The sequence below is a fragment of the Candidatus Kaistella beijingensis genome (genome assembly GCF_020084865.1).
GTDB lineage: Bacteria > Bacteroidota > Bacteroidia > Flavobacteriales > Weeksellaceae > Kaistella > Kaistella beijingensis.
The window spans coordinates 1,454,648-1,478,222 of the sequence record NZ_CP071953.1; the positions used below are offsets into that span (position 1 = coordinate 1,454,648).

Here is a 23,575-nt window from a genome sequence, read left to right on the forward strand (position 1 = left end):
TAATTTATTCTGCAAATTTCGTGATTAAAAAACGATTAATTTGTGATAACCATCACTCTTGAAATGTAATTTTCCAAATCATTTCCTTTAAGGGTATCACACTTTGCGAATTTTATTAATCAAAAACAAATCCGCCAAAACAAAAGCAGCCAAATTTTCCACAACAGGAACTGCTCTCGGTAAAACACACGGATCGTGGCGACCTTTTCCTTCCACAATCACGGGATTTCTGTCTTTGTCCACACTTTCTTGCGGTCTCAAAATCGTGGCAACCGGTTTGAAAGCGACACGAAAATAAATATCCATCCCATTCGAAATTCCGCCTTGAATTCCTCCTGAAAGATTGGTTTTTGTGGAGAAATCTTCGTTGAATAAATCGTTGTGTTCTTTTCCAGTCATTTTTGCGCCACAAAATCCGCTTCCGTATTCGAAACCTTTTGCTGCGTTGATGTTCATCATTGCTTTTGCCAATTCTGCCTGCAATTTTCCGAAAACGGGTTCGCCAATTCCAGCCGGAAGATTTTTGATGACGCAGGTTATTGTTCCGCCGATTGTATTTCCCTCTTTTTTAATTTCCTTAATTTTTGAAATCATTTTTTGGGCGGTTTCCGAATCCGGACAACGAACTTCATTGGAATCAATTTCAGAAAAATCTAAATCCTGATAAGGTTTTTCACAGAAAATTTCGCCAACAGAAGAAACGTAAGCACTGATTTCAACGTCTTTTGGGAGAATTTGCTTTGCCAAACTTCCTGCAACCACCCAATTTACGGTTTCGCGTGCAGAAGATTTCCCGCCGCCGCGATAATCACGGATTCCGAATTTTTGGTCGTATGTAAAATCTGCGTGACTTGGTCGATATGCTTTTGCAATATGGTCGTAATCTTTCGATTTTTGATTTTCATTTTCGATGATGAAACCGATTGGAGTTCCAGTGGTTTTTCCCTCAAAAATTCCGGAAAGAAATTTCACGGTGTCACTTTCTTTGCGTTGCGTCACGATGGAACTTTGCCCAGGTTTTCTGCGGTCGAGTTGATGCTGAACTGCTTCCAAATCCACTTCCAAACCTGCTGGAAAATGGGTTAAAATTCCGCCATAAGCGATTCCATGACTTTCACCAAAAGTGGAAAGCGAGAGAAAATTTCCTAAACTGAACATGTGACAAAGTTAATGAAAACGTGCGAGATTTCGTGATACGAGGTGCGAACTTAATTGCAGGTAAAAGCATGAAAAATCTTTAATGTACTACCTTTTAGCATCTAAACTTAAGATGTAATTCTCCAAAACTTCCTGAAGTTGCATTTTTTCTTTTGGTGTTAAATTCTTCCAGATAAAACCTTCTTTCAAAGTTTTTCCTTTCAATTGTGGAAAAATTCCGGCATCGTGATATTCTTTCAGGTAATCAGGTGAAACGGCAGGAATAGGAATGTCAAAACTTAAAATATATCCATCCACGACCTTAAAATCAAGATTTCCGATTTGATAACTTCGATAATGATTCCAATCGTATGTCGAGGGTAGAATAAACTGTTCCGCTTTGAAACTCCCCATTAATGATCCCACCCGAAAACTTGGCAGATGATTTTTGAAAAGATTAGGGTAAGAAAGAAAAAGTGCCAAAACAGACGACATGACAAAGAAAGCAGTCATTGAAAACTTCCTGGAAAACCGGTTGACAAAAAAAACAAAAAATATGACGAAGAACACATCAATGAAAAACCTGTACTGCGCAGAAAACAAAAGAACTAAAACACTTTTAGTTACAACCGACACCAATAAAATCCAAACTAATGTTGAATTTTTCTTCAAGGCAAAAACAAAAAAAACAATTAAACTGATGATAAATAATGTGTTGATTTTACCTTTAATCCCTTCCAATAAAAACCAATTTTTAATATAATCCCACCGCGAAAACTGGTCAATCTTCGAGTAGGTGAACTGCATGTCATAAGTTTTCTGGATTGCCATTTCTGCAGAATTTTTTAAAAGTTGGGCATTGGGTTTCCAGGACCACCCTAAATCTAAAAATTGCATCGGAAAAACCGGATAACCAAAAACCCAAATATTCTTGATGAAGAATAACAAAAGAATGCAAATCCCTGGAAGTACAAATTTCACAGATTTTTTTAGGATCAGCAATGAATATAGAAATACGAAGAGTGGCACCCAAATCAAAGTTGGTTTGATGCAGAAAATGAAAATGGATATCAAAAAAAGCAAAACCGAATTTGTGTTGGCGCGCCAAACTTCATTTAAAACCATCAATGAAAAAGCAATAACCGGTAAATCTGGACTTGGAGATTGTGTAAATAAATACAAAACTGGAAGGAAAATTAAATTTATCCACGATTTTTTTTCAAATATATAAATCAGGTAAGTTATCAGAACCATCGTATTTAACCTTAGGAAAGGATCAGAGAAATTAGATAATCCTGCCTGAAAAATATGCCACATCGACATTTGCCCCAAAACCAAATCCAAATTTGAAATTCCTTTTACCAATCCCACTTCCGAGATCCATTTCACGGTTGGAACATAATAACCAAAATGGTCTAAAATAAATGGATAATAGGAACCGAAAAAAACCGTAATGAAAGCCAGAACGCAAAACTCCCATTGATGTTCCGAAAAGAAATTCCAGACCGATTTATATTCTTTAAAATAAAAGAAAGCCGCCAAACCAATGAATAAAATTAGAGCTTCAACCAGAACATTCAGCGGAAAGAAAAATGCAGTTATGGTGAAAATAGTGGTAATCGAAATGATTCCTGTTAATATTTTCAGAGAAATATTCGATTTGTAAATTCCGCTTAGCTTCATAAAGATGCTTCCGAATCCCAAAAGAACCGGAAGCAGGAAAATAACTGTAAATAAAATGTAAAGCACTTATTTAATAAACTTCACGGATTTCTTTGTGGTTCCATCCACCTTTAGTTCGCACACATAATTACCTTTCTTCAGTTTCAGAAGGTCGACTTCAATTTTTTGGATGTATTTTCCATAAGTCTGTTTTTCTTTTAAAATCTGATGAACCATTTTGCCACTCATATCGTAGATGTTGATTTCAACTTGCGATAGGGAATGAAGTTTATAGGAAATGTATGCTTCGTTTACAACAGGATTTGGATAAAAAGAAATGTTGTGATCACTAGAATCTTCACTGGTTTGCAAAATCTCATTATCGTTGATATTTGCTGTAACGATTCTACTTGCTCCACCTACCTGATCTCCCCAAATTGGACGAACGACGCCGTTTCTCACCGCGATATTGGTATAATCTCCAAAAAATATTCCCGCATTCGGGGTGAAGGTTGTTTGGTTCACCTTCATATTCACAAAAGATTGTCCACCATCGGTTGATTTGGCAATATAAACATCAGTTCTGCTGTCGGTGTAACTTCTTCTGTCGTAAAATACGAAATAAAGGTTTCCATTGGTGTGATCGATGGTCATCCAGGTAAGAAACTGGTGTTTTCCGGAATTGTCGTTATTAACTTTTACGGGACTTGTCCATGTATTTCCGCCATCGGTAGACTTGCTTAAAAAAACGTCGGTATTATCTGTTCCGTTTCTTTGATCAGACCAGTTCACATAAATCGTTCCGCGATTTGGACCGTTGCTAATGTCGCATGCAGTAATGGGAAGTCCGTTACTTCGATCAAGCCCGGGAATCATAAAATCCCAACCTCCTGGAATATCTGCAATTTTGATGTCATTGGTGAGCCAAGTATTTCCGCCATCGAACGAGCGGTCAAAAACAAGACCAGCCGGTCCTGCCCAAGAAACGTAAATTTCATTATTAGGACCAATTGCTGGGACTGCACCTTCAACCGTATTATCTTCATCCACACAATCACCATCAATTTGATTTATTTTGAGGGCATTGCTCCACGAATTTCCTCCGTCTACAGATTTTGAAAATAAGATCGCGGTTTTGTCGTTTGGATTGGTGCTTCCGTAAGAATCAAACTGAGTCCAGGTCATGTACAGATTGTTGTTACTGTCTACAGCAAGCCACTGTTTATCGTGTTGCTTTCCATTCAATCCTGCAAAACTTCCGTTATTATAAGATACTCCCCCATCGGCTGATTTTTGCACGACGATTCTATCGAGCCAACTCCCAGAACTTGGGTTGGACAAATGCCCAAAAAACAAATTTCCGGTATTGTCGAAAACCATCACCGGATCTCCCCAAACTCCAAATGTTGAACTTAGAGTTTTGCGCGTCCAGTTTAAACCACCATTGGTTGAATAATAATAGTTATTAATATTTGCGGCAGCAACAACGATGTTGGGATTGTTAGGATGAACAGCAATCGTTGGCTCAGTGGGTGTACCACTGTGAATAACAACATTTTGCTGGGCACTAAAAAGCATTGTGGCAAAAGTTGCGAGAAAATAATTGAGTTTCATAAGCATAAAAAAGATTGCTTAAAATTAAGCAATCTTTCAATATATAAATTGTAATTTGGTTTAAAAATTATCTCGGTTGCACTCTACCATCTTTTCTATCCTGCGCTCTACCAATTGCATATCCTGTTGCACCACCTACAATACCTCCAATTACGGCACCTGCTCCACGGTTATTTTTGTTGATAATCGCTCCTGCTGCTGCACCACCTACTGTACCAATAATGGTTCCTTTAGCTGCTTTACTCATCCCTTGTTTTTGGGTGGTACCTTGAGTTGTTCCTGAAGAAGTTCCCTGTGTTCCGGCATAAGTCCCTGAACTTGAAGATGTTCTTGGTGTATTATTTACATAAACCGTTCTCGTTTTAGTAACCACTTTAGGTTTAGCAGCGACTGCTGTTGCTGCAGCTGCTTTCGCTTTGTTGGCTTCAACAATACTATCGGCTTTTTTCTGTGTTTCGTAAGCCATTCTTTCTTTTTCAATCGCCAACTTTTGTTGTTCAATTTCAAGCTGTCTTTGCTGAAATTCTACTTTTTGCTGTTCTAATGATTTTTCAGCTACCGTGTTGTCCTTTTTACAGGCAGTCAACATAAATACCGACATTACACCTGCTAACAATATATTTTTCATAATTTTAAATTTTAGATGATATATCTTTGATCATAGTCACGGAGTGTATGCCAAAAACGAAACCAATTGAGTGTTAAAGAAACGTTAAACTCTTTAAAATTTCTTAAAACAAAAAAGCAAACTGCTGATATTTAACAATTTGCTTTAAGAGGTTCCTAGCGGATTCGAACCGCTGTAGATGGTGTTGCAGACCACTGCCTAACCACTCGGCCAAAGAACCATTTGGGTTTGCAAATATAGGAATTTTTCTAAAAACTGAAAAATTTGTTGCGGTATAAATTACATTCCCTGGACTAAAAGTTTCAGTTGTGCGTCGGTATCAATCACTGCTGTAATTCCATTTTGGTTTAAAATAACTTGTGAAGGTTTCAGTTTGAAAACTTTCCCCTGCATTTTCAAGCCTTTGAAATATTCTTTGTTGAAGGTTTCTTCAATGCTTTTCTTGGATGAACTTTCTAATTCCGCGGTTGGAATTCCATATTCCTCCTCAATCATTTTCACGATTTTTCCTTGAAAAAGTAATGTTGCGGTTTTCTGCAAAATATTTTTAGTTTTCAGTTTGAATTTGGTATCACTTAAAACAATTTTTCTTTTCAGCTCATCATAAATCGGAATTCCCGAAATGAAAGAAGTTCCGTCAACAGTTCCTTCCGTTTGTGCTTCAATCATGATTCGTTGATTTTCGCCATATACTTTAATTTTTGTGATTTTGATTTTGGATTTTCCTTCTCTAAAGTCAAATTCCTTATTCAAAAACATTTTTTCAGCGATTGCAGTTGCTTCGGTGAACGGAATATTCGCCGTAGTTTGAAGTAGAAATTTCTGTGGCAAAGCTTGAACAGAATTAAAATTTGCAATTGTTTTAATTGAAGGCGAAGCTGCAGGTTTTTGTCCCGTAAACGTTTCAGAAAAGGTATCGATTCCGATATTGGCTTCAATTTGATTTCCGTAGAAAACTAATGGTGAGATATTTACAGCAATCGGTGTGATTTTCAGCCAAGTGTTGTACTCTTCCGAAATGTTAAAAGGTTGCGAAAACTGATTCCACGCCATAATAGCATATTGCTGAAAGTTGAGTTGCTTCAACATCATCTCATCAATAGTTTTACAAAAATCGGCTTGCTGTTTTTTCAGACTTGATTCTACCAAATTAGTAATGGGAACTTTAATTTTACCATAATCAAGTACAGGTTTTGTCACCCATTTAAAACCCATCGGTTGTGTTTTGGTATTCATCGTCCAATTATTATTAAAAGTGAGTTGAGAATTGAAATACATCACCGTTTCAAAAGTCGTGTTTTGGTAAGTGTAAACTCCGAACGTTCCGATTCCTTTTTCTGCCCAAATTTTTAAGGGAACTTCAATGAGTAAATTTTGATTTGTTCCGCCAACTAAACGGATTGGTCGGGTTTTCCAGACTTTTACTTTGAATTGGTCATTGTCATTATCGGTGTACGAATCGTCCTGAAAAACCAATTGCGGAACGGAATTATTAATGATATTGGCAATCTCCGAAAGAGGAATTTTCACAGGCATCGTAATGGAAGATTTTATCTTCGGGAAATTTAAATCTGTTGCTGAAACGACTTGTACATTTTGTTGTGAAAATACTTTCGCACCAAAAACCAACAAAAACATTATTAAAAATTTTCGCATTTTTACATTTTGAATGAAACGCAAATTTCATCAAAATTTTATTATCACCTTTAAAATATTTTCTTTCAATGAAACCTTTCGAAATATCCGTCCTTGATTTAGCGCCCGTAAAACAGAATAAGACAATTCACGATACATTTAATGACAGTCTCGATTTGGCGAGATTTGTTGAAAAACTCAACTACAAAAGATTTTGGCTCGCTGAACATCACAACATGGCGTCGATTGCAAGTTCTGCAACTTCAGTATTAATTGGATTTATCGCCAACGGAACAGAAAAAATCCGCGTTGGTTCGGGTGGAATTATGTTGCCGAATCACAGTTCACTCGTTATTGCCGAACAGTTTGGAACACTAGAAAATCTTTTTCCGGGAAGAATCGATTTGGGCGTTGGAAGAGCTCCCGGAACTGATGGCTTAACTGCAAAAGCTTTGGGCAGAAATCCGATGATTATCAATGAGCAATTTCCGAGACAGATTCAGGAATTGCAGCAATATTTTTCTGAAGAAAATTCTGAAAGTTTAGTTCGCGCGATTCCAGGTGAAGGTTGCGATATCCCGATTTATGTTTTAGGTTCGAGTACAGACAGCGCTTGGTTGGCTGCAGAATTTGGTTTGCCGTATGCTTTTGCGGGACATTTTGCACCCGAAATGATGAGTTTTGCGTTTGAAATTTACCGAGACAATTACAAACCGAGCGAAAAATTTCCTGAACCTTATATCATTGCCTGTGTCAATGGAATTGCAGCGGGAACGGATGATGAAGCCAAAAAATTAGCGACTACACTCTATCAAGCTTTTGTGAATATTATTAGAAACGACCGAAAACCTTTTTCACCGCCAATCGATGACATGGATGAAATTTGGAATCCGATGGAAAAAGCAGGCGTTTTACAAAAACTGCGTTACAGTTTTGTTGGAAGTGCAGAAACTGTTCGGAACCAAATTCAGCATTTTCAGGAGACTTTCAATGTGGATGAAATCATGATTACTTCCCACATTTATGAGCATGAAGCGAGATTGAAATCTTATGAGATTATTAAAAAGGTGACTGACTGTTTGCAATAATTTAGTGAAATGATTTCCTTCTAAAGTTCAATCGCCAACAATTCCTTCGCGAATTCATGAATCCCGTTTTCAATCTTTTTTCTTTGTGCAGGTCGTGGTTTTTTAAGACCTGTAGAATATTGGTGAATTAGTTTTTGATTAATTCCCGTAATCTTTTCCAATGCAGGATTAGAAAGGATTCCCTTATAATATTTCAAAAGACTTTGCGTGTCAAATTTATACACGAGTTCATAATCTCCATCTAAAATTTTTGGTTTTTTATCAAAACTTTTCATGGTTTCAATCCCATCCAAAATATCCTGTTTTGCATCTTGAACGGTTTCGCCACCGCCAGTTAATCCTTCCACATTTTCTGCATATGCCCAGAAAAATCCGTCGTTACTTTTTTCGATTATTATTTTAATTGTTTTCATTTTTAAATTTTTAGAGTTTCATTTCTTTTCTCAACTTATTTTCTATTCCTTTACCCATTTCTTTTGAGCCGTGATTCGGAACTGAAAATTGCACACCATCTTTTTCATAAATTTCATGACTTCCTTTTCCTTGCCGAACCAGAATCCAACCTTTTCGCTTGATTTCTCTTAAAAATTCATTTGATTTCATGCATTATTGTTTATTCAAAGGTATATATTTATATACGTATGTGCAAATTTTTTAATCCAAACTATATTCTGAAGATATAGTTTCCCGCGTCCCGAGCTGAACGGAGCTCTTTTTGTGGAACGGAGTGTAACAAAAAAGCGGGAGTGGAGCGCGGAAAAAGACGCCCAAATAAAAATTGCAGTTCGCCCCAATTCTAAGTATCTTTGCAAAAATCTAAAAGTAAAAATGTCCGACATCCTATTAAATACGATTCCTGAAGCTATTGAAGACCTGAAAAACGGCAAAATCATCATTGTTGTTGATGACGAAGACCGTGAAAATGAAGGGGATTTTCTTTCAGCCGCGGAATTAACCACCCCCGAAATCATCAACTTTATGACCATTCACGGAAGAGGTTTGATTTGTACGCCGCTTCCCGAAAAACGCTGCGATGAATTGGGGCTCGATATTATGGTGACGAGAAGCAGCGACCCGAAAGAAACGGCTTTTACGGTTTCTGTGGATTTGTTGGGAGACGGCGTTTCTACAGGAATTTCTGCAAGTGACCGAAGCAAAACGATTTTGGCGTTGATGGATGAAAAAACCAAACCAACCGATTTTATGCGTCCCGGTCATATTTTTCCGTTGCGTGCGAAGAAAGGCGGTGTTTTGAAAAGAGCGGGCCACACCGAAGCCGCGATTGATTTGACCAAACTTGCAGGACTGAAAGAAGGCGGCGTGATTTGTGAAATCATGAACGAAGACGGTTCCATGGCAAGATTGCCGCAATTGGTGGAACTTGCCAAAAAGCATGATTTGAAAATTGTTTCCATTGAAGATTTAATCGAGTATCAGCTGAGAAAGGGCAACCTGATTGAAAGAATTGAAGAAAGAAAAGTGAAAACTTTTTACGGTGATTTTGATTTTTTTGCCTTTAAGGAAACAAGTACAGAACAAATCCATTTTGCTTTAACCAAAGGTTCTTGGAAGGATGATGAACCGGTTTTGGTTCGCGTGCAGTCTTCCAATTCTTATTTTGATGCTTTGAGCAGATTGATTACCGGTGAAAAACCTTTGCTTGAAAAAGTGACCAAAATGATTAATGACGAAGGAAAAGGAGCTTTGATTTTCATTAACAATGTTTCGAATTCTGAAAACACGATGCGCAAATTGCAGCAGTTTTTGGATTTTCAGGATGGACAGGAACAGCGTCCTACGCTCGCTTCTAATTTTAGAGATTATGGAATTGGGACGCAGATTTTGAAAAATTTAGGCATCAATAAATTCCGCGTGATTACACAAAATGTCAACCAGAAACCTGTAGTAAGCGGTTATGACGTGGAAGTGACGGAAATGGTGGAACTTTGATCATCATTAAGATTCAATAAAATAGATCCCAATTTCGGTTGGGATTTTTTGTCGAAATTATTCAAAAGAAATTTAGTAATGTCTTAAAACCACAAAAGTCATAAAAATTTTATGGTTTTCAATGCTGAAAAATAAAGAATTAAAGTAAACAAAACTGAGAATCAATAATTTTAAAACTATTCTCATTTACACATTTCTTTTGCGACTTTTGCGGTAGAATTTTTGATCTATTTTTAAAATAATTATACTAAATTTGTTTAATCAACTTAACATAATAAAATGGATTTTGCCCGTATTCAGGAAAAATTAGAAATACTTGCAGATGCTGCGAAGTACGATGTTTCCTGCTCTTCAAGTGGCGGAAACCGAAAAAATAATGGCGGATTGGGAAACAGTCACGCTTCGGGAATTTGCCATTCTTATACCGAAGATGGAAGATGCGTTTCGTTGTTGAAAATTCTCCTTACCAATCACTGTATTTTTGATTGCGCATATTGTGTTTCCCGAAAGTCAAACGACATCAAACGAGCTGCTTTTACCGTGGAAGAAGTGGTGGATTTGACGATCAATTTTTACCGCAGAAATTACATCGAAGGTTTATTTTTAAGTTCCGGGATTTTCAAAGATGCAGATACGACGATGGAACGGTTGGTTCGGGTCGCCAAAAAATTGCGAACAGAACATCGTTTTAACGGTTACATCCATTTAAAATCAATTCCCGGAGCAAGTGACGAACTGATGAAAGAAGCCGGACTTTATGCAGACCGACTTTCCATCAACATTGAAATTCCGACCGAAAAAGGCTTGAAACTTTTGGCTCCCGACAAATCTCACGCGGAAATGATGAAGCCGATGGATTTTGTGAAAAACGAATTGATTCTCTATAAAGACGAACGAAAAATTTTCAAAAAAGTCCCGAAGTTCGCACCTGCAGGACAGTCCACGCAAATGATTGTGGGCGCAACGAATGAGACTGACTTAAAAATTATTAAAGTTGCGAATCATTTCTACCAAAATTTTAATTTGAAACGGGTTTATTATTCCGGTTATGTCCCTGTTTTGGAAGACAGCCGACTTCCTTCGATACATTCCCAAGTTCCGATGCAGCGGGAAAATAGACTTTATCAAGCGGATTGGTTGATGCGCTTTTACGGATTTAGAGCGGATGAAATTTTAGAAAACACCAATCCTTTCCTTGATTTAGAAGTGGACCCGAAATTAGCGTGGGCTTTAAGAAACCGCGAAAAATTTCCTGTAAACATTAACACTGCTCCCAAAGAATTGATTCTAAGAGTTCCTGGAATCGGAACAAAATCAACAGGAAAAATTTTGATGGCACGAAGATTTCAAAAATTAAATTTGGAACATCTGCAAAAAATGGGAGTTGCCGTAAACCGAGCCAAATACTTCGTGGAATTTGAAAGTGAAAATATTTTCAACCGATTACTTGATGAACAAAATTTGCGTAAAATTTTACTTTCCGGAATGAAATCAAAGTTTCAAAATCCTTTTTCTCAACAGTTGAGTTTATTCTAAAAAAATGACCATCTTACTTTACGACGGCAGTTTTGAAGGATTGCTCACTTCTATTTTCGAAGTTTTTGAATATAAATTTGACGATGCCGAAATCATCAGTTCTGCAAATTATCAGCAGAAAGATTTTTTTGCGGAAATTCATGAAGTCATTTCCCAAAAGGAAAAAGCAGACCGCGTTCTGAAAAAATTGGAGGAAAATTTAGGCAAAGAGGGTATCAGAAATTTGTTGTGGGTTTATCTTTCTGAAAGAAAGGATCTGGAACGCTTGATTTTGAGTGCGGTTCGATATTCAATAAAAAATCCAAAAGAAAATATTTTACAGGATTTTGCCCATCCCGATATCATAGAAATCTCTAAAATCTGCAAAAGCGTCGGTCGTGAACGACATCGAATGACGGCTTTTGTTCGTTTTGAAAAACTACAGGATGATGTTTATTTCTCGAAAATCGAACCTGATTTTAATGTTTTGCCCTTGATTCTGAATCATTTCAAAAACCGTTATCAGGACCAAAAATGGATGATTTTTGACTTGAAAAGAAATTATGGAATTTTCTATGATTTAGAAAACGCTGATTTTTTCTATCCCGAAGAACATCAAATTTTGCAATTAAGAAATCCGAAAAACTTACATCACGACGAGGAAAAGAAATACCAAAAATTATGGCAACGATATTTTTTCAAAACTAATATTGTGGAGCGTAAAAATATAAAACTGCACATTCAGTGGCTCCCGAAAAGGTATTGGAAATATTTGACTGAAAAAAATTGATGGTTTTTAATCGGTTTAGGGCTTGGCGTAGTGGCGGTTTTAAAGCACTACAGTTGATACGAAGCAAGAACGTTCAAATTTAGCAAAAATGTTCATACGAAACACTTCGCCCGCAATTACTCCAAACCCTTGTTATGCCTTCGCCCTCCTGTTTTCGTCCTATTTGGCAGTCCGTTTGTTGGTGAGTTGGCTTGGTAGCTCTTTTGCAATTTTGTTTGGATTTGTGCGTTTGGAAAAATGCAAATGTGCTACCAATTGCGTTGGGTTACTCATATAGACTTTCATAAATTCCGTCTTTTGATAGTTCTTCAACAAGAAAATCTACCCAATCTTCTGTATAAAGATATGTTTCGTTAGGTTGGTCATAAACACAATGTTCTGCTTTTGTGATTTCAGGTTGTTGAGCATTATTGATAGGTCTTACTTCATATTTTTTCCAACATCTCGTATGCGTGTCCATATTGAACTTATCTTTTTCTTTTCCATTTTTATGGATTTTGGGACTACCTAATGCAGACTGAACTTTTTCAACAACAATTCCTGGTTTTAATAAATCCTTATTTGTTACTGCTACTTGAATGAATTTGTTTTTAACGAGTGCGGCAACTCTATTAACATTAGTTTTTTGATTTTCATCAAGTTTATCATAAGCTACAAATTGAATTGGTAATGTGTTTTTTGACTGATGATTTGCGACTTGAATTAAGAACGCTTTAAATGAATATTCTCCACTATCTAATACGTCTGCCGTTATGGCACTTCTATATGATTTAATGAAATCTACAATAGGTTTTGTTGTAGGATTGGCAACAACAGCATTATTCAAACTTTTGGAGGAGGGGTACAATTGTAAAGCGAACGATAAACATTCTCGTAAACAATATTCTTTTCCAAACTCTTTTTCCATTATCTTATCGTAATTCAATAGTAATGATTGACATTCTGCAAAAATATCAGAATCTATTTCGGGGATAGATTTATGCTCAATCATATTACGAAGCGGAATAAAAAATTCAAGGTTTTTTCTTATAGGATTATTTGTGTCAGTTTTAAAATATTCCTTTAAGCAAGTGCTCAATTCCCAATAACAATAATCTCCATCTTTCTTGTCAAATCTATTGTTGGTTTTGTAAAAAGGTTTCTTTTTTTGTTTAAAGAATATAGCGTGAAATAAAGAAGTCCAAGAAATTACCATTAGAACAATATAACCCCCCGACTTAAATTTTACGGCAGGTTTATTGTACGTTTCAACCGCCAATAATGCTGAGTCAACGGATTTTTCTAAACATTTTTTTACAGATTTTGGTAATCCCCTTGGCATAATCCTACAAATTTAAACCACGATTAAAGTCTGCTAAATGTTGTGCTGCAATTGTTGCTGTAATTGCATTTACGTCTTGGTTGTGTCCAAGTTGAACAGCATGATTTGTTGCAAGATATTCTATGTATTCGTTACAGTTAATCCTGTGAATAATATTATTTACTCCTGCCGAAAAAGCATTGCTGGATATGCAGGAAAGTTTGCAACGTTTTGATAACAATGTATTCTTCCTTCACTTCCCCAAGCACCTTGATTTTCGTTATGTTCCCAATGAATAGAAGTTGTTCCGTCATTTTTTGAGAGAAAGCCAAGTGCTTCAAAAAAATCGCTGTTCGATGCAAATTGAATTTGCTGTTTTGTCCCGAAAATTAGTTGTGTCATATTTTTTGGTTTTAAAGGTCATTATAAATTGTTGCCAATTCCGTTTTGATTTGTCTGAAACTCAAATCAAAATTCAGTTCTTGGCTCAATCCTGTGTTTATGCAATAAATGAACGATTCTTTTCGGTAATACAACTCGTTTTTCTTTAACGATTTTTCAATGCTGTCCGATTTTGCAAGTAAGCAAACAAGTTGATAATCGGGATTTATCGCATCTGTTTTGTTACTTGGGTGTGCCTTTGTATAATATTGCGTTGCTGTCAGTTTGATTAAGTTTTCCAAATAGTGAGCGAGTTGTGGAAACTTACTTTTTGGAAAAATGTGATGTATTTGCGTTGCATCGCCATTTGCCCATTGGTCTCTAACTTCACTTTCAGAATACATTTACTTGATTTGGTTCATTGCTTTTTGAACCAAATAAACGTTAAATGCTGTATCAGTTAATACATTTTGTTCACTTTCGGTATTTGCTTCTTGTCGTGAAATGGTTTTGTCTTTTGACACATCACGCCAATTTTTGCGGTTATACATTAAGTCCGTGTAATAAAATTCATTATCAGACATTCGACCTTTTACCGAAACAGGTAAATTGTTTTCACAAGCATAAATATTCAGTAACTTCGGATAAATACGCCTTACTTCAACATCTCCTTTGATTGCTGTATTTCCGATAATGAATTTGATAAAACGCTTTTGCAAATCTTCAAAAATATATTTCACTTATATTTTGTTGTTCTTTTCTTGAATTTTCTTTACCTCTTTCAAGATTTTCTTTTCTTCACTTTCTAATCTTCTTTCTACTTTTTTGACATCTTCTGCTGGTGGAAGTTGTTCTGGTTTTACACCTCTATCGTGTAACATTTTTCTTACTGCCAAATTATTTTCGATATGTTCTTTAGTAATTTGATTGTCGCCTTTTAAATTTTTATCTACAACATTATGGCTTGTCAATTCTGTTGCAAAATCTTTTGCTTTAATTGTTAGAGTTGGAAGAAAATCGGCTAATGGTCGATTTGCAGGAACTTGCAAGATACGTTTCATATCGTTTGTGGTTCTTCCTCCAAATAACGCTTGGTCTCCTTTTGAACGAATAATTGCAAAGCTTTTATTATCAACTCCTCGTTCAAAAATAATTCCTGATAATTTCTTTTCGGATTGAGATAGTTTTTCACGAGCCGTAACTCTTGCTACATCTAATAATCTTTTTTCTATAATTTCTTGTTTCCGAGTTTGAACTGCAAAATAGGTTTGAGCAAAAGCAATTTCTGATTTTGTAGTTGAATCACCATTTTGTGCAATCAAATAACAAGCGTATCTTGTCAAAGCAATATCTTCAATTGGTTTTTGGGCTCCGCTACCGATTTCGACCATTTTGCTGAATTCAGCAAAATGGTTTTTAGTATCTTCTCCTGCCTGTTCACAAGATTTTTCAGCTTTCTCAATAACATTTTTAAAATTCCTCCATTGAGAATATCCAAGAATGTTTTGTAATTCTCTTGCACTCCAACATTCTACGTCCTCATAATCGTAACAAGCATCTTCAAACTTCTTAAAAAGTTCGGATATAAATTCCTTTTTCATCAGTTGATTGTATTTAATGTTTTTCTGAAAGAATGATATTTCAAAATTGTATCGTAAAAATCATCATAGTTCCAATTCCCGTTTTCTTCTTGATATATCAATTCTGAATTAAAATCGGCTTTGAAAATGAATAATGGAAAATGATTTTTGTCCCAATTATTCTTATCTAAACAAAAATTTTCGGCTTCACTTAAAGTTTCAAAAATTTCATAAGTTGAACGGTCATCTGTATAATAATGCTCAACTGCATACATTATTTTTGTTTCCATATTTTACCAATTTAAGTGTTCTGTATGATAATTAACTTGTATAGAACTCAACTCTTTTCGGTTGAATTTTAAATTTTTCAAAGGATTTTCAATAACATTTAATTGCGGTGTTTTTGATAAATTGCTAACTACTACAAGAAAATAATCATCTTTATATTCTTCGGCTTTGACAAATTCATTTTGTGTAATTCTGATTGAACCTTTTTTATTTCTTACACCTTTTATTTCTGCTAAAACAAATTTTTCCTGTAATTGAATTTGGAAATCATAACCATCGCCCCATAATCTTGCATCTTGTAACAAGCCACTTTCAAAAACAGGAACAGCCTTGTAATTGCTCATAAAGAAAAATTCCGCTTCGTTTCCCGTTTCTTGTAATTGTTTGAATTTTGATTTTACAATCGGCTGAACTTCTTTTGTCGGAAGTATCAATTTTTTGTCGTACTCCTTGATGAATAATTTTACAATGTTTGCAAATGATGTTACATCTTCATTTCCGAAAAGACTATCAATAAATAACTTAACGTGTTCTCTTTGATTTCTTTGCCACCAACCTTTTCTACCATTTTCAAAATATGGGTCGAAACTATCTTGTCGATTTGAAACTGCTTTTTCTGTTTTTGCCAAGCCTAATTCTACAACAAATTTATTGAACGCTGTTTTTGTATTGCATCCAAATTCTTTCGCAAAAGCCAAATCGAATTTTGCTAATCCGTAACCAATCAAATTCATTATTTCTGATTGTCTTTCACTTTCGTTCAATTCATTTTCCATTAAGTGACTTGTTTTAATGCGTTAGGGATTGCAGTGGAAATCCTTTTGAGAGGAACGAGCGAAAGATTGGAACGGAAAGCCCGACCGTAGGGAACGCCCAATTTCAAAAACATTTTCTTTTCGAGAATGCTCAAATTATTCAACTTTTCAGTTGATGTATTTGACCATTGAAAAGTATCGGGAATACTCATCGTCAGCATTAGTTCCCTAATGCTGAAAACTCTGTTTTCTGATGGATGAACAGTATTTTGACTTGATAAAATGTCGTTTCTTGTATGTACGCAAGGACCTTCTCTATCCCAATACCAACGAGCATATTTGTCTCCGTTTTTACTTTCGTTAAAAACAATTTTTCCGTCTTTAATTTGGTGCGGAATACGTTCTTTTTCAGTGTTTTGAAATGCGGATTCTCCTTCTTTCAAATTCTCAATCCAAGGTAACATTTTGGGATTGTATTCTCTAAACGAATGGAAAATATCGCTTTGAGATATTTGTCCCATTTCATTGAGTTCTTCCAATCCTTTAAAAAGTTTTCTTAATGTTTTTGGCTTTTGTTTTTCGGGAAAAATATCGAACGGACTAATGTTTTGTAAATCTTTTCTAACGCCAATTACAAGCGTTCTTGTTCTGCTCGAATTGGAACCATAATCTTTGAAATTTACAACCTTAAAAAGTATATTGTAATGTCCTCCTAAATTTAATTTTATAGCTTCTTCAATTGTTTTTTCCATTCCGTCAATGTCGGTGCAAGTTGTATTTAAAAATGCTCTTACATTTTCAAAAATAAAGAATTTCGGATTGACTTCTTTCGTGATTTTTATGGATTCCACAACCAAAGAATTTCTTGTCAATTCTTCGTTTTTCTTGTGGTTGGCAACTGACATTCCTTGACAAGGTGGAGTAGCTATAATTACATCAGGTTCGTAAATTTTGTATTCAGCTTGCCATTTTTTGATTTCTTCAAAAAGCTTGTTTTTGATTTCTTTTGTTGAAATGTCTCCGTCCAAATAACCTGTATCGTATTTACATTTATTGTTAAACACTTGAATTTTCAAGCGTTTTGTCAAGATTTCGTTTGTTGCAATGCACTCAAAACCGTTTTGTTTGAAACCAAAACAACCAACTCCCGCACTGCTAAATAAACTTATATATGTCAATGGTTTGTTCATAGTTTAGAATTTTATTTCGGTTTGTTTTACGTTCTTGCTTTTCAAATAATTAACTTTTTCTTCGGCTACAATTAGAGTTTCAGTCGAACAATTGTAAGCGTACATTTTTTTAGCGAATTGGTCACCAAAATATTCGGTTTTCAGTTTTTCAAAATCAAGGTCAAAAGCGGTTGCCAATTTATCTAATCGCTTTTCGTCAAATTCTCGTTTGTTATTTTCAATTTTACTCAAATTTGCAGAGTCAAGTTTGAGAAGTGCGGCAAGTTCAGTCAAAGTAAAACCTTTGTCTGTCCTTAATTGTCTTATATATTCTCCAAACGTTGCTTTCATTTGCTTGTAAATTTTAACTTGTCAATCATTGACAAAGTTAGCTAAATATTTTAGTTCTACAATTTTTTTGTCGGATTTTTTTGAGCGTTGGGAAAATTCAAGCTCTTTTGGTTTTTAGCGGTGGGTTTGTGCGGTTGGAAAACCAAATGTGCTTGAATGTGCGGTGGGTTTTAGAGTGAGGAATAACAAACGCAATAGACGCAAAGTTGCTTTGATAATAATGCTGCTTTTCTTGAAACTGTTAAGTACTCAAAGGCGTTACACTTAGCAACGAAACTCTTAATAATTATATAATTAAAAAACTCGTATCTCTAATCCCGTAACTCGCAACTCGCATCACTTTCTAAAACTCCACGGTGAAACTGCATTTGGGTCGCTCCATAAACCGACTTTGTTTTTCATCGCCAATTCCTCTAATCTTGCATATTCTAAATTGGAAGAATATTTTTTGTAATACCATGCTAAACCTGATTTCACCATTTCTTTGTTGACATTAGTTCCGTCTTCCAAAATAATTTCAGAAATCAGTCTGCCTCTGGAATCGTAATTCCCATTTCTGCCGTTGCTGATTATGGTGACATTTTTCCCAAAACACAAATCCGAAAGTTTTTCTTTTGATTTCGTTCCGAAAGGTTGTCTTTTTTCAGGCGCGTCGATGTGTTCAAGCCGAATATTGATCGGGAACTGGTAATACAGTCCTTCCACGGTGTCGCCATCTTTCACACCGATGATTTTCATTTTTAGAACGACTTGGTTTTTTTGGAGGTGGAAAGTTCCGGGAATTAATGAATTACTTGAGAATAACAGGAATAGGAAAAATATTTTATTCATTATTTATTTAGGAAAATTGAAAAACTCGTTTATAAATTAAAATTTTCATCATTAGTAGAAAAATTCAAATATAAATGAAAAAATCCCAACTTCACAGTCGGGATTTCTATATTTAACTTTCAGGAAAAATTACGCCTGAACGTTGTTTTGTCCTAATACGAAAGGTTCAACTTCTTTGATTTCTCCAAATTGCTGTTCGTAGTTTGCGATGTTTTGTTGCAATGCAGAAAGAACTCTTTTTGCATGAAGTGGAGCCAAGATTACTCTTGATCTTACTTTCGCTTGCTGAACTCCCGGCATTAACTGGATGAAATCCACTACAAATTCAGATGGAGAGTGGTTCACTAAAGCCAAGTTTGCATAAACTCCTGCAGCTACCATTTCGTTCAATTCGATGTTGATGTTGTTTGGATCTTGATTTTGATTGTTGTCCATTTTGTTTCTTTTGTTTTATGTTATTTGATATTGTTTGATTTGGTTTGATTTGGTTCGAAAGCCTGAACAATATCAAACTTTCAAACCAATTTCAAACTATTTCAAATTTTTTAATTGATGTCTTCGAATTCTTTTTTAGAACCCACGATTACGTTTTGATATTCTTTAAGCCCTGTTCCTGCAGGAATTCTGTGTCCTACAATTACGTTTTCTTTTAGACCGCTAAGATAATCAACTTTTCCTGAAACCGCCGCTTCGTTAAGAACTTTTGTAGTCTCTTGGAACGATGCTGCAGACATGAAGGATTTGGTTTGCAACGCTGCTCTGGTAATTCCCTGAAGAACCGGAGTTGCCGTTGCAGGAAGCGCTTCACGAACTTCTACCAATGCTAAATCTTCACGTTTCAGTTTAGAGTTTTCATCTCTTAATTCTCTTGCCGTAATCATTTGTCCCGGTTTGAATTCTTTGGAATCTCCGGCTTCTGTTACTACTTTCAATCCGAAAACTCGGTTATTTTCTTCCAAGAAATCGTATTTGTGTTCAAGAGCGCCTTCCAAGAATTGGGTGTCACCTCCGTCCACGATTTCTACTTTGGTCATCATTTGACGAACGATGATTTCGAAATGCTTGTCGTCGATTTTTACCCCTTGAAGACGGTAAACTTCCTGAATTTCATTTACTAAATATTCCTGAACTGCGGTTGGTCCTTTGATTTTAAGGATGTCATCGGGAGTGATGGAACCGTCGGAAAGTGGCGAACCTGCTCTCACAAAGTCGTTTTCCTGTACTAAGATTTGGTTGGAAAGTTTTACCAAATATTTAGAGATTTCTCCTGTTTTTGCTTCCACGATTAATTCGCGGTTACCTCTCTTGATTTTTCCGTAAGAAACTACCCCGTCGATTTCGGTTACTACAGCCGGATTCGATGGATTTCTTGCTTCGAACAATTCGGTAACTCTTGGAAGACCACCGGTAATATCCCCTGCTTTTGCAGATTTACGAGGAATTTTAATTAAGATTTTACCTGCCTTAATTTTTTCACCGTCGTTGACCATTAAGTGAGCTCCAACAGGAAGGTTGTACGCTTTCTGTTCCACACCTTTGGAATCTACCACTTTCAAGGTAGGAACCGCTTTTTTGTTTCTGGATTCCGAAATTACTTTTTCCTCGAAACCGGTTTGTTCGTCGATCTCCAACTGGAACGAAACCCCTTGAATGATGTCTTCATACTCCACTTTTCCGGAAGTTTCAGCGATGATTACCGCGTTGTAAGGATCCCATTTCGCGATCATTTCACCTTTGGCAACTTTATCACCCGGCTTCACGAAAATCTCGGAACCATAAGGTAAGTTTCCGACCATTAGTGGAGTTCTTGCTGCATTGTCTGCAACCAAACGGAATTCCGTAGAACGGGAAACCACGATTTCAGCTTTTTTACCTTCGTCGTTTTCTGAAGTTACAGTTCTCACCTCATCCATTTCCACGATACCGTCACGTCTTGCAACGATGGATGGATTTTCTGAAATGTTTCCTGCAGTACCTCCTTGGTGGAAAGTTCTCAACGTCAACTGTGTTCCCGGTTCACCAATGGATTGTGCTGCGATAACTCCTACAGCTTCTCCCATGTGAATTGGTTTTCCGGTTGCCAAGTTACGTCCGTAACATTTTGCACAGATTCCTTTTTTCGCTTCACAGGTTAACGGTGAACGAACTTCTACCACTTCAATTCCGGCATTTTCGATTTGTTTTGCCAATGCTTCATCAATGATGGAATCAGCAGTAACAATCACCTCATCGGTTTCAGGATCGTAAACATCGTGAAGAGAAACTCTACCCAAAATTCTCTCAGAAAGTCTTTCAACGATTTCGTCGTTTTTCTTCAATGGAGCAACTTCGGTACCTCTTAAAGTTCCACAGTCGTCTTCGGTGATGATCACGTCTTGAGCCACGTCAACAAGTCTTCTTGTCAAGTAACCTGCATCCGCCGTTTTCAAAGCGGTATCTGCAAGACCTTTACGAGCACCGTGGGTAGAAATAAAGTATTCCAAAATTGATAGACCTTCCTTAAAGTTAGCCACAATCGGGTTTTCGATAATTTCTGCTCCGGTAGAACCTGCTTTTTGTGGTTTTGCCATCAAACCTCTCATTCCGGATAACTGACGAATCTGTTCTTTTGAACCCCTCGCTCCGGAATCAAGCATCATATAAACAGAGTTGAATCCACCTTGGTCGGTTTTCATTCTGCTCATAATCATCTCGGTTAATCCTGCGTTGGTATTCGTCCAAACGTCGATTACCTGGTTGTAACGTTCTGTGTCTGTGATAAGACCCATGTTATAGTTTGCCTTGATTTCATCCACATTTTCTACTGCTGTTGCAATCATGGTTTTCTTTTCTGCAGGAATCACGATGTCTCCCAATGAGAAAGAAAGTCCACCTTTGAACGCGTTTGAATATCCAAGGTTTTTCATATCATCCAAGAACTTCACGGTAGTTGGGAAATCTGTATCCGCCAAAATTCTACCGATAACGTTTCTCAAAGATTTTTTAGTCAAAAGTTCATTGACGTATCCCACTTCTTTAGGAACGATTTGGTTGAACAAAATTCTACCAACAGTAGTTTCCGTGAGTTTCGTTACCAAAGCACCGTTTTCTTTGATTGGCAATCTGCATCTTACTTTTGCATTTAAAGAAACTTGTCCTTCAGCATAAGCGATTTCCACTTCTTCAGGGGAATAGAACGCCAAACATTCACCTTTTACTTTGTAATCTTCTGTTGAATGTGCTTCTTTAGTCATGAAATAAAGACCAAGAACCATGTCCTGAGAAGGAACCGTGATTGGAGAACCGTTTGCAGGGTTCAAAATATTTTGAGAACCCAACATTAGCAACTGCGCTTCCAAAATTGCTTCCGGTCCTAAAGGTAAGTGAACCGCCATTTGGTCACCATCGAAATCCGCGTTGAATGCTGTAGTTACCAATGGGTGAAGTTGAATCGCTTTCCCTTCAATCATTTTTGGTTGGAATGCTTGAATACCAAGTCTGTGAAGCGTAGGTGCCCTATTCAAAAGTACTGGGTGACCTTTCATCACGTTTTCCAAAATATCGTAAACAACAGGTTCTTTTCTGTCGATGATACGTTTTGCTGATTTTACGGTTTTTACAATTCCTCTTTCGATTAATTTTCTGATGATGAACGGTTTGTACAGTTCTGCCGCCATATCTTTAGGAATACCACATTCGTGAAGTTGAAGGTTTGGACCAACAACAATTACCGAACGTGCAGAATAATCTACCCTTTTTCCTAATAAGTTCTGACGGAAACGACCTTGTTTTCCTTTCAATGAATCAGAAAGTGATTTCAATGGTCTGTTTGATTCAGATTTTACTGCAGAAGATTTTCTTGTGTTATCGAATAATGAATCTACAGATTCCTGCAACATTCTCTTTTCGTTTCTTAAGATCACTTCAGGAGCTTTAATTTCCAAAAGTCTCTTCAAACGGTTGTTTCTGATGATAACTCTTCTGTAAAGGTCATTCAAATCCGAAGTCGCGAAACGACCACCATCCAATGGAACCAAAGGTCTTAGTTCAGGTGGAATTACGGGAAGAACTCTCATAATCATCCATTCAGGACGGTTGATCATTCTTGTGTTTGCTCCTCTTAAAGCTTCTACAACGTTAAGACGCTTTAAAGCTTCTGTTCTTCTTTGTTTTGAAGATTCGTTGTGAGCTTTGTGACGAAGGTCGAAAGACAACGCATCCAAATCGATTCTTCTCAATAATTCTTCCACCGCTTCTGCTCCCATTTTGGCAACAAATTTATTCGGGTCGGAATCATCAAGATATTGGTTTTCAGCAGGAAGCGTATCTAGGATATCCAAATATTCTTCCTCTGTTAAAAATTCTTTGTCCTCGAAATCGGAACCATCTGCTTTCTTTGCAATTCCCGGTTGAATCACGACATATCTTTCGTAATAGATAATCATGTCCAACTTTTTGGACGGCAATCCAAGAAGGTAACCGATTTTGTTCGGCAATGAACGGAAATACCAAATGTGTGCTACAGGAACGACCAAATTGATGTGCCCGATTCTTTCACGACGCACTTTCTTTTCGGTAACTTCTACCCCACATCTGTCGCACACGATTCCTTTGTAACGGATTCTTTTGTATTTTCCACAAGCACATTCGTAATCCTTTACAGGCCCGAAGATTTTTTCGCAGAAAAGACCGTCACGTTCAGGTTTGTGCGTTCTGTAGTTAATGGTTTCCGGTTTTAAGACTTCACCTCTTGAATCCTGTAAAATAGATTCGGGAGAAGCAAGACCGATCGTAATTCTGTTGAAATTACTTGTTTTATTTTTATTTGACATAACTTTTTTAAAAATTAATTAAGAGATTATGAGATTAAGTGATTAAGAAATTACCACCTCATTTATTCCCACTCCAATTTCTTAATTTCC

The 23,575-nt window shown here is 36.4% G+C and carries 23 protein-coding genes and 1 tRNA gene; 4 read left to right on the forward strand and 20 right to left on the reverse strand.

All coding sequences use genetic code 11. From position 1 onward, the window contains the following. Positions 1-96: 96 nt before the first annotated feature. The 6 genes from aroC to J4771_RS06790 form a co-directional block, all read right to left on the reverse strand. Positions 97-1,158 (reverse strand): chorismate synthase, encoded by a 1,062-nt coding sequence (gene aroC / locus J4771_RS06765; protein ID WP_224134229.1) that lies wholly within the window; start codon positions 1,156-1,158, stop codon positions 97-99. Between the two features lie 87 nt (positions 1,159-1,245). Next, positions 1,246-2,886, reverse strand: coding sequence for an LIC_10190 family membrane protein (locus J4771_RS06770; protein WP_224134230.1), 1,641 nt, complete (start codon positions 2,884-2,886; stop codon positions 1,246-1,248). Beyond that, positions 2,887-4,419, reverse strand: a complete 1,533-nt coding sequence (locus J4771_RS06775; RefSeq protein WP_224134231.1) for a T9SS type A sorting domain-containing protein — start codon at positions 4,417-4,419, stop codon at positions 2,887-2,889. Between the two features lie 61 nt (positions 4,420-4,480). Further along, a complete protein-coding gene (locus tag J4771_RS06780; protein WP_224134232.1) occupies positions 4,481-5,041 on the reverse strand; it encodes a YMGG-like glycine zipper-containing protein in 561 nt (186 codons plus the stop codon). 149 nt (positions 5,042-5,190) lie between these two features. Then, positions 5,191-5,261, reverse strand: a tRNA-Cys gene (locus tag J4771_RS06785). 59 nt (positions 5,262-5,320) lie between these two features. Then, on the reverse strand, positions 5,321-6,697 hold the full coding sequence (locus J4771_RS06790) for a DUF4403 family protein (RefSeq protein ID WP_224134233.1): 1,377 nt from the start codon (positions 6,695-6,697) through the stop codon (positions 5,321-5,323). Positions 6,698-6,765: 68 nt separating this feature from the next. Here J4771_RS06790 and J4771_RS06795 point away from each other — a divergent pair, with 68 nt between their 5' ends. Then, positions 6,766-7,764: an LLM class flavin-dependent oxidoreductase gene (locus J4771_RS06795; RefSeq protein ID WP_224134234.1), complete on the forward strand. Its 999-nt coding sequence runs from the start codon at positions 6,766-6,768 to the stop codon at positions 7,762-7,764. A gap of 20 nt (positions 7,765-7,784) precedes the next feature. Here the strand turns inward: J4771_RS06795 and J4771_RS06800 are convergent, their stop codons facing one another. Both J4771_RS06800 and J4771_RS06805 read right to left on the reverse strand, forming a co-directional pair. Beyond that, entirely contained in the window at positions 7,785-8,177 is a 393-nt protein-coding gene (locus J4771_RS06800) for a type II toxin-antitoxin system HicB family antitoxin (protein ID WP_224134235.1), read from the reverse strand. Between the two features lie 10 nt (positions 8,178-8,187). Next, positions 8,188-8,367 (reverse strand): type II toxin-antitoxin system HicA family toxin, encoded by a 180-nt coding sequence (locus J4771_RS06805; protein ID WP_224134236.1) that lies wholly within the window; start codon positions 8,365-8,367, stop codon positions 8,188-8,190. Between the two features lie 225 nt (positions 8,368-8,592). Between J4771_RS06805 and ribB the strand changes: the two genes are divergently transcribed. The 3 genes from ribB to J4771_RS06820 all read left to right on the forward strand — a co-directional run bounded on the left by ribB (position 8,593) and on the right by J4771_RS06820 (position 12,019). Then, positions 8,593-9,714 carry a 3,4-dihydroxy-2-butanone-4-phosphate synthase gene (gene ribB, locus J4771_RS06810; protein WP_224134237.1) on the forward strand — a complete coding sequence of 374 codons (1,122 nt, stop codon included), beginning with the start codon at positions 8,593-8,595 and terminating at the stop codon, positions 9,712-9,714. 279 nt (positions 9,715-9,993) lie between these two features. Continuing rightward, positions 9,994-11,250, forward strand: a complete 1,257-nt coding sequence (locus tag J4771_RS06815; protein ID WP_224134238.1) for a putative DNA modification/repair radical SAM protein — start codon at positions 9,994-9,996, stop codon at positions 11,248-11,250. Between the two features lie 4 nt (positions 11,251-11,254). Further along, positions 11,255-12,019 (forward strand): TIGR03915 family putative DNA repair protein, encoded by a 765-nt coding sequence (locus J4771_RS06820; RefSeq protein ID WP_224134239.1) that lies wholly within the window; start codon positions 11,255-11,257, stop codon positions 12,017-12,019. 265 nt (positions 12,020-12,284) lie between these two features. On the opposite strand, the gene J4771_RS06825 is transcribed toward J4771_RS06820, so the two are convergent. The 12 genes from J4771_RS06825 to rpoC form a co-directional block, all read right to left on the reverse strand. Beyond that, complete coding sequence (locus J4771_RS06825) at positions 12,285-13,340, reverse strand: DUF3644 domain-containing protein (RefSeq protein ID WP_224134240.1); 1,056 nt, start codon at positions 13,338-13,340, stop codon at positions 12,285-12,287. Positions 13,341-13,499: 159 nt separating this feature from the next. After that, positions 13,500-13,721 carry a hypothetical protein gene (locus J4771_RS06830; protein WP_224134241.1) on the reverse strand — a complete coding sequence of 74 codons (222 nt, stop codon included), beginning with the start codon at positions 13,719-13,721 and terminating at the stop codon, positions 13,500-13,502. Positions 13,722-13,732: 11 nt separating this feature from the next. Then, the gene (locus J4771_RS06835; protein WP_224134242.1) at positions 13,733-14,104 is read right to left on the reverse strand and encodes a hypothetical protein; all 372 of its coding nucleotides are present in this window, start codon (positions 14,102-14,104) and stop codon (positions 13,733-13,735) included. Continuing rightward, positions 14,105-14,440, reverse strand: coding sequence for a hypothetical protein (locus J4771_RS06840; protein ID WP_224134243.1), 336 nt, complete (start codon positions 14,438-14,440; stop codon positions 14,105-14,107). Further along, positions 14,441-15,301: a DNA damage-inducible protein D gene (dinD, locus tag J4771_RS06845; protein ID WP_224134244.1), complete on the reverse strand. Its 861-nt coding sequence runs from the start codon at positions 15,299-15,301 to the stop codon at positions 14,441-14,443. Then, complete coding sequence (locus tag J4771_RS06850; protein WP_224134245.1) at positions 15,301-15,570, reverse strand: hypothetical protein; 270 nt, start codon at positions 15,568-15,570, stop codon at positions 15,301-15,303. The genes dinD and J4771_RS06850 overlap by 1 nt, the downstream gene beginning before the upstream one ends. A gap of 3 nt (positions 15,571-15,573) precedes the next feature. Beyond that, on the reverse strand, positions 15,574-16,344 hold the full coding sequence (locus J4771_RS06855) for a DUF3883 domain-containing protein (protein ID WP_224134246.1): 771 nt from the start codon (positions 16,342-16,344) through the stop codon (positions 15,574-15,576). Next, on the reverse strand, positions 16,344-17,513 hold the full coding sequence (locus J4771_RS06860; RefSeq protein ID WP_224134247.1) for a DNA cytosine methyltransferase: 1,170 nt from the start codon (positions 17,511-17,513) through the stop codon (positions 16,344-16,346). Before J4771_RS06860 ends, J4771_RS06855 begins: the two co-directional genes overlap by 1 nt. 3 nt (positions 17,514-17,516) lie before the next feature. Further along, positions 17,517-17,843 carry a helix-turn-helix domain-containing protein gene (locus J4771_RS06865; RefSeq protein WP_224134248.1) on the reverse strand — a complete coding sequence of 109 codons (327 nt, stop codon included), beginning with the start codon at positions 17,841-17,843 and terminating at the stop codon, positions 17,517-17,519. Positions 17,844-18,179: 336 nt separating this feature from the next. Beyond that, entirely contained in the window at positions 18,180-18,581 is a 402-nt protein-coding gene (locus J4771_RS06870; RefSeq protein ID WP_224134249.1) for a thermonuclease family protein, read from the reverse strand. 222 nt (positions 18,582-18,803) lie between these two features. Next, the gene (locus tag J4771_RS06875) at positions 18,804-19,109 is read right to left on the reverse strand and encodes a DUF3467 domain-containing protein (RefSeq protein WP_224134250.1); all 306 of its coding nucleotides are present in this window, start codon (positions 19,107-19,109) and stop codon (positions 18,804-18,806) included. Positions 19,110-19,219: 110 nt separating this feature from the next. After that, entirely contained in the window at positions 19,220-23,485 is a 4,266-nt protein-coding gene (gene rpoC / locus J4771_RS06880; RefSeq protein WP_224134251.1) for a DNA-directed RNA polymerase subunit beta', read from the reverse strand. Positions 23,486-23,575 lie beyond the last annotated feature (90 nt).

Coding starts and splice junctions, on each gene's coding strand:
- aroC (WP_224134229.1), bottom strand. CDS start 1,158: ATGTTCAGTTTAGGAAATTTTCTCTCGCTTTCCACTTTTGGTGAAAGT.
- J4771_RS06775 (WP_224134231.1), bottom strand. CDS start 4,419: ATGCTTATGAAACTCAATTATTTTCTCGCAACTTTTGCCACAATGCTT.
- J4771_RS06780 (WP_224134232.1), bottom strand. CDS start 5,041: ATGAAAAATATATTGTTAGCAGGTGTAATGTCGGTATTTATGTTGACT.
- J4771_RS06790 (WP_224134233.1), bottom strand. CDS start 6,697: ATGCGAAAATTTTTAATAATGTTTTTGTTGGTTTTTGGTGCGAAAGTA.
- J4771_RS06795 (WP_224134234.1), top strand. CDS start 6,766: ATGAAACCTTTCGAAATATCCGTCCTTGATTTAGCGCCCGTAAAACAG.
- J4771_RS06800 (WP_224134235.1), bottom strand. CDS start 8,177: ATGAAAACAATTAAAATAATAATCGAAAAAAGTAACGACGGATTTTTC.
- J4771_RS06805 (WP_224134236.1), bottom strand. CDS start 8,367: ATGAAATCAAATGAATTTTTAAGAGAAATCAAGCGAAAAGGTTGGATT.
- ribB (WP_224134237.1), top strand. CDS start 8,593: ATGTCCGACATCCTATTAAATACGATTCCTGAAGCTATTGAAGACCTG.
- J4771_RS06815 (WP_224134238.1), top strand. CDS start 9,994: ATGGATTTTGCCCGTATTCAGGAAAAATTAGAAATACTTGCAGATGCT.
- J4771_RS06820 (WP_224134239.1), top strand. CDS start 11,255: ATGACCATCTTACTTTACGACGGCAGTTTTGAAGGATTGCTCACTTCT.
- J4771_RS06825 (WP_224134240.1), bottom strand. CDS start 13,340: ATGCCAAGGGGATTACCAAAATCTGTAAAAAAATGTTTAGAAAAATCC.
- J4771_RS06830 (WP_224134241.1), bottom strand. CDS start 13,721: ATGACACAACTAATTTTCGGGACAAAACAGCAAATTCAATTTGCATCG.
- J4771_RS06835 (WP_224134242.1), bottom strand. CDS start 14,104: ATGTATTCTGAAAGTGAAGTTAGAGACCAATGGGCAAATGGCGATGCA.
- dinD (WP_224134244.1), bottom strand. CDS start 15,301: ATGAAAAAGGAATTTATATCCGAACTTTTTAAGAAGTTTGAAGATGCT.
- J4771_RS06850 (WP_224134245.1), bottom strand. CDS start 15,570: ATGGAAACAAAAATAATGTATGCAGTTGAGCATTATTATACAGATGAC.
- J4771_RS06855 (WP_224134246.1), bottom strand. CDS start 16,344: ATGGAAAATGAATTGAACGAAAGTGAAAGACAATCAGAAATAATGAAT.
- J4771_RS06860 (WP_224134247.1), bottom strand. CDS start 17,513: ATGAACAAACCATTGACATATATAAGTTTATTTAGCAGTGCGGGAGTT.
- J4771_RS06865 (WP_224134248.1), bottom strand. CDS start 17,843: ATGAAAGCAACGTTTGGAGAATATATAAGACAATTAAGGACAGACAAA.
- J4771_RS06870 (WP_224134249.1), bottom strand. CDS start 18,581: ATGAAAATCATCGGTGTGAAAGATGGCGACACCGTGGAAGGACTGTAT.
- J4771_RS06875 (WP_224134250.1), bottom strand. CDS start 19,109: ATGGACAACAATCAAAATCAAGATCCAAACAACATCAACATCGAATTG.
- rpoC (WP_224134251.1), bottom strand. CDS start 23,485: ATGTCAAATAAAAATAAAACAAGTAATTTCAACAGAATTACGATCGGT.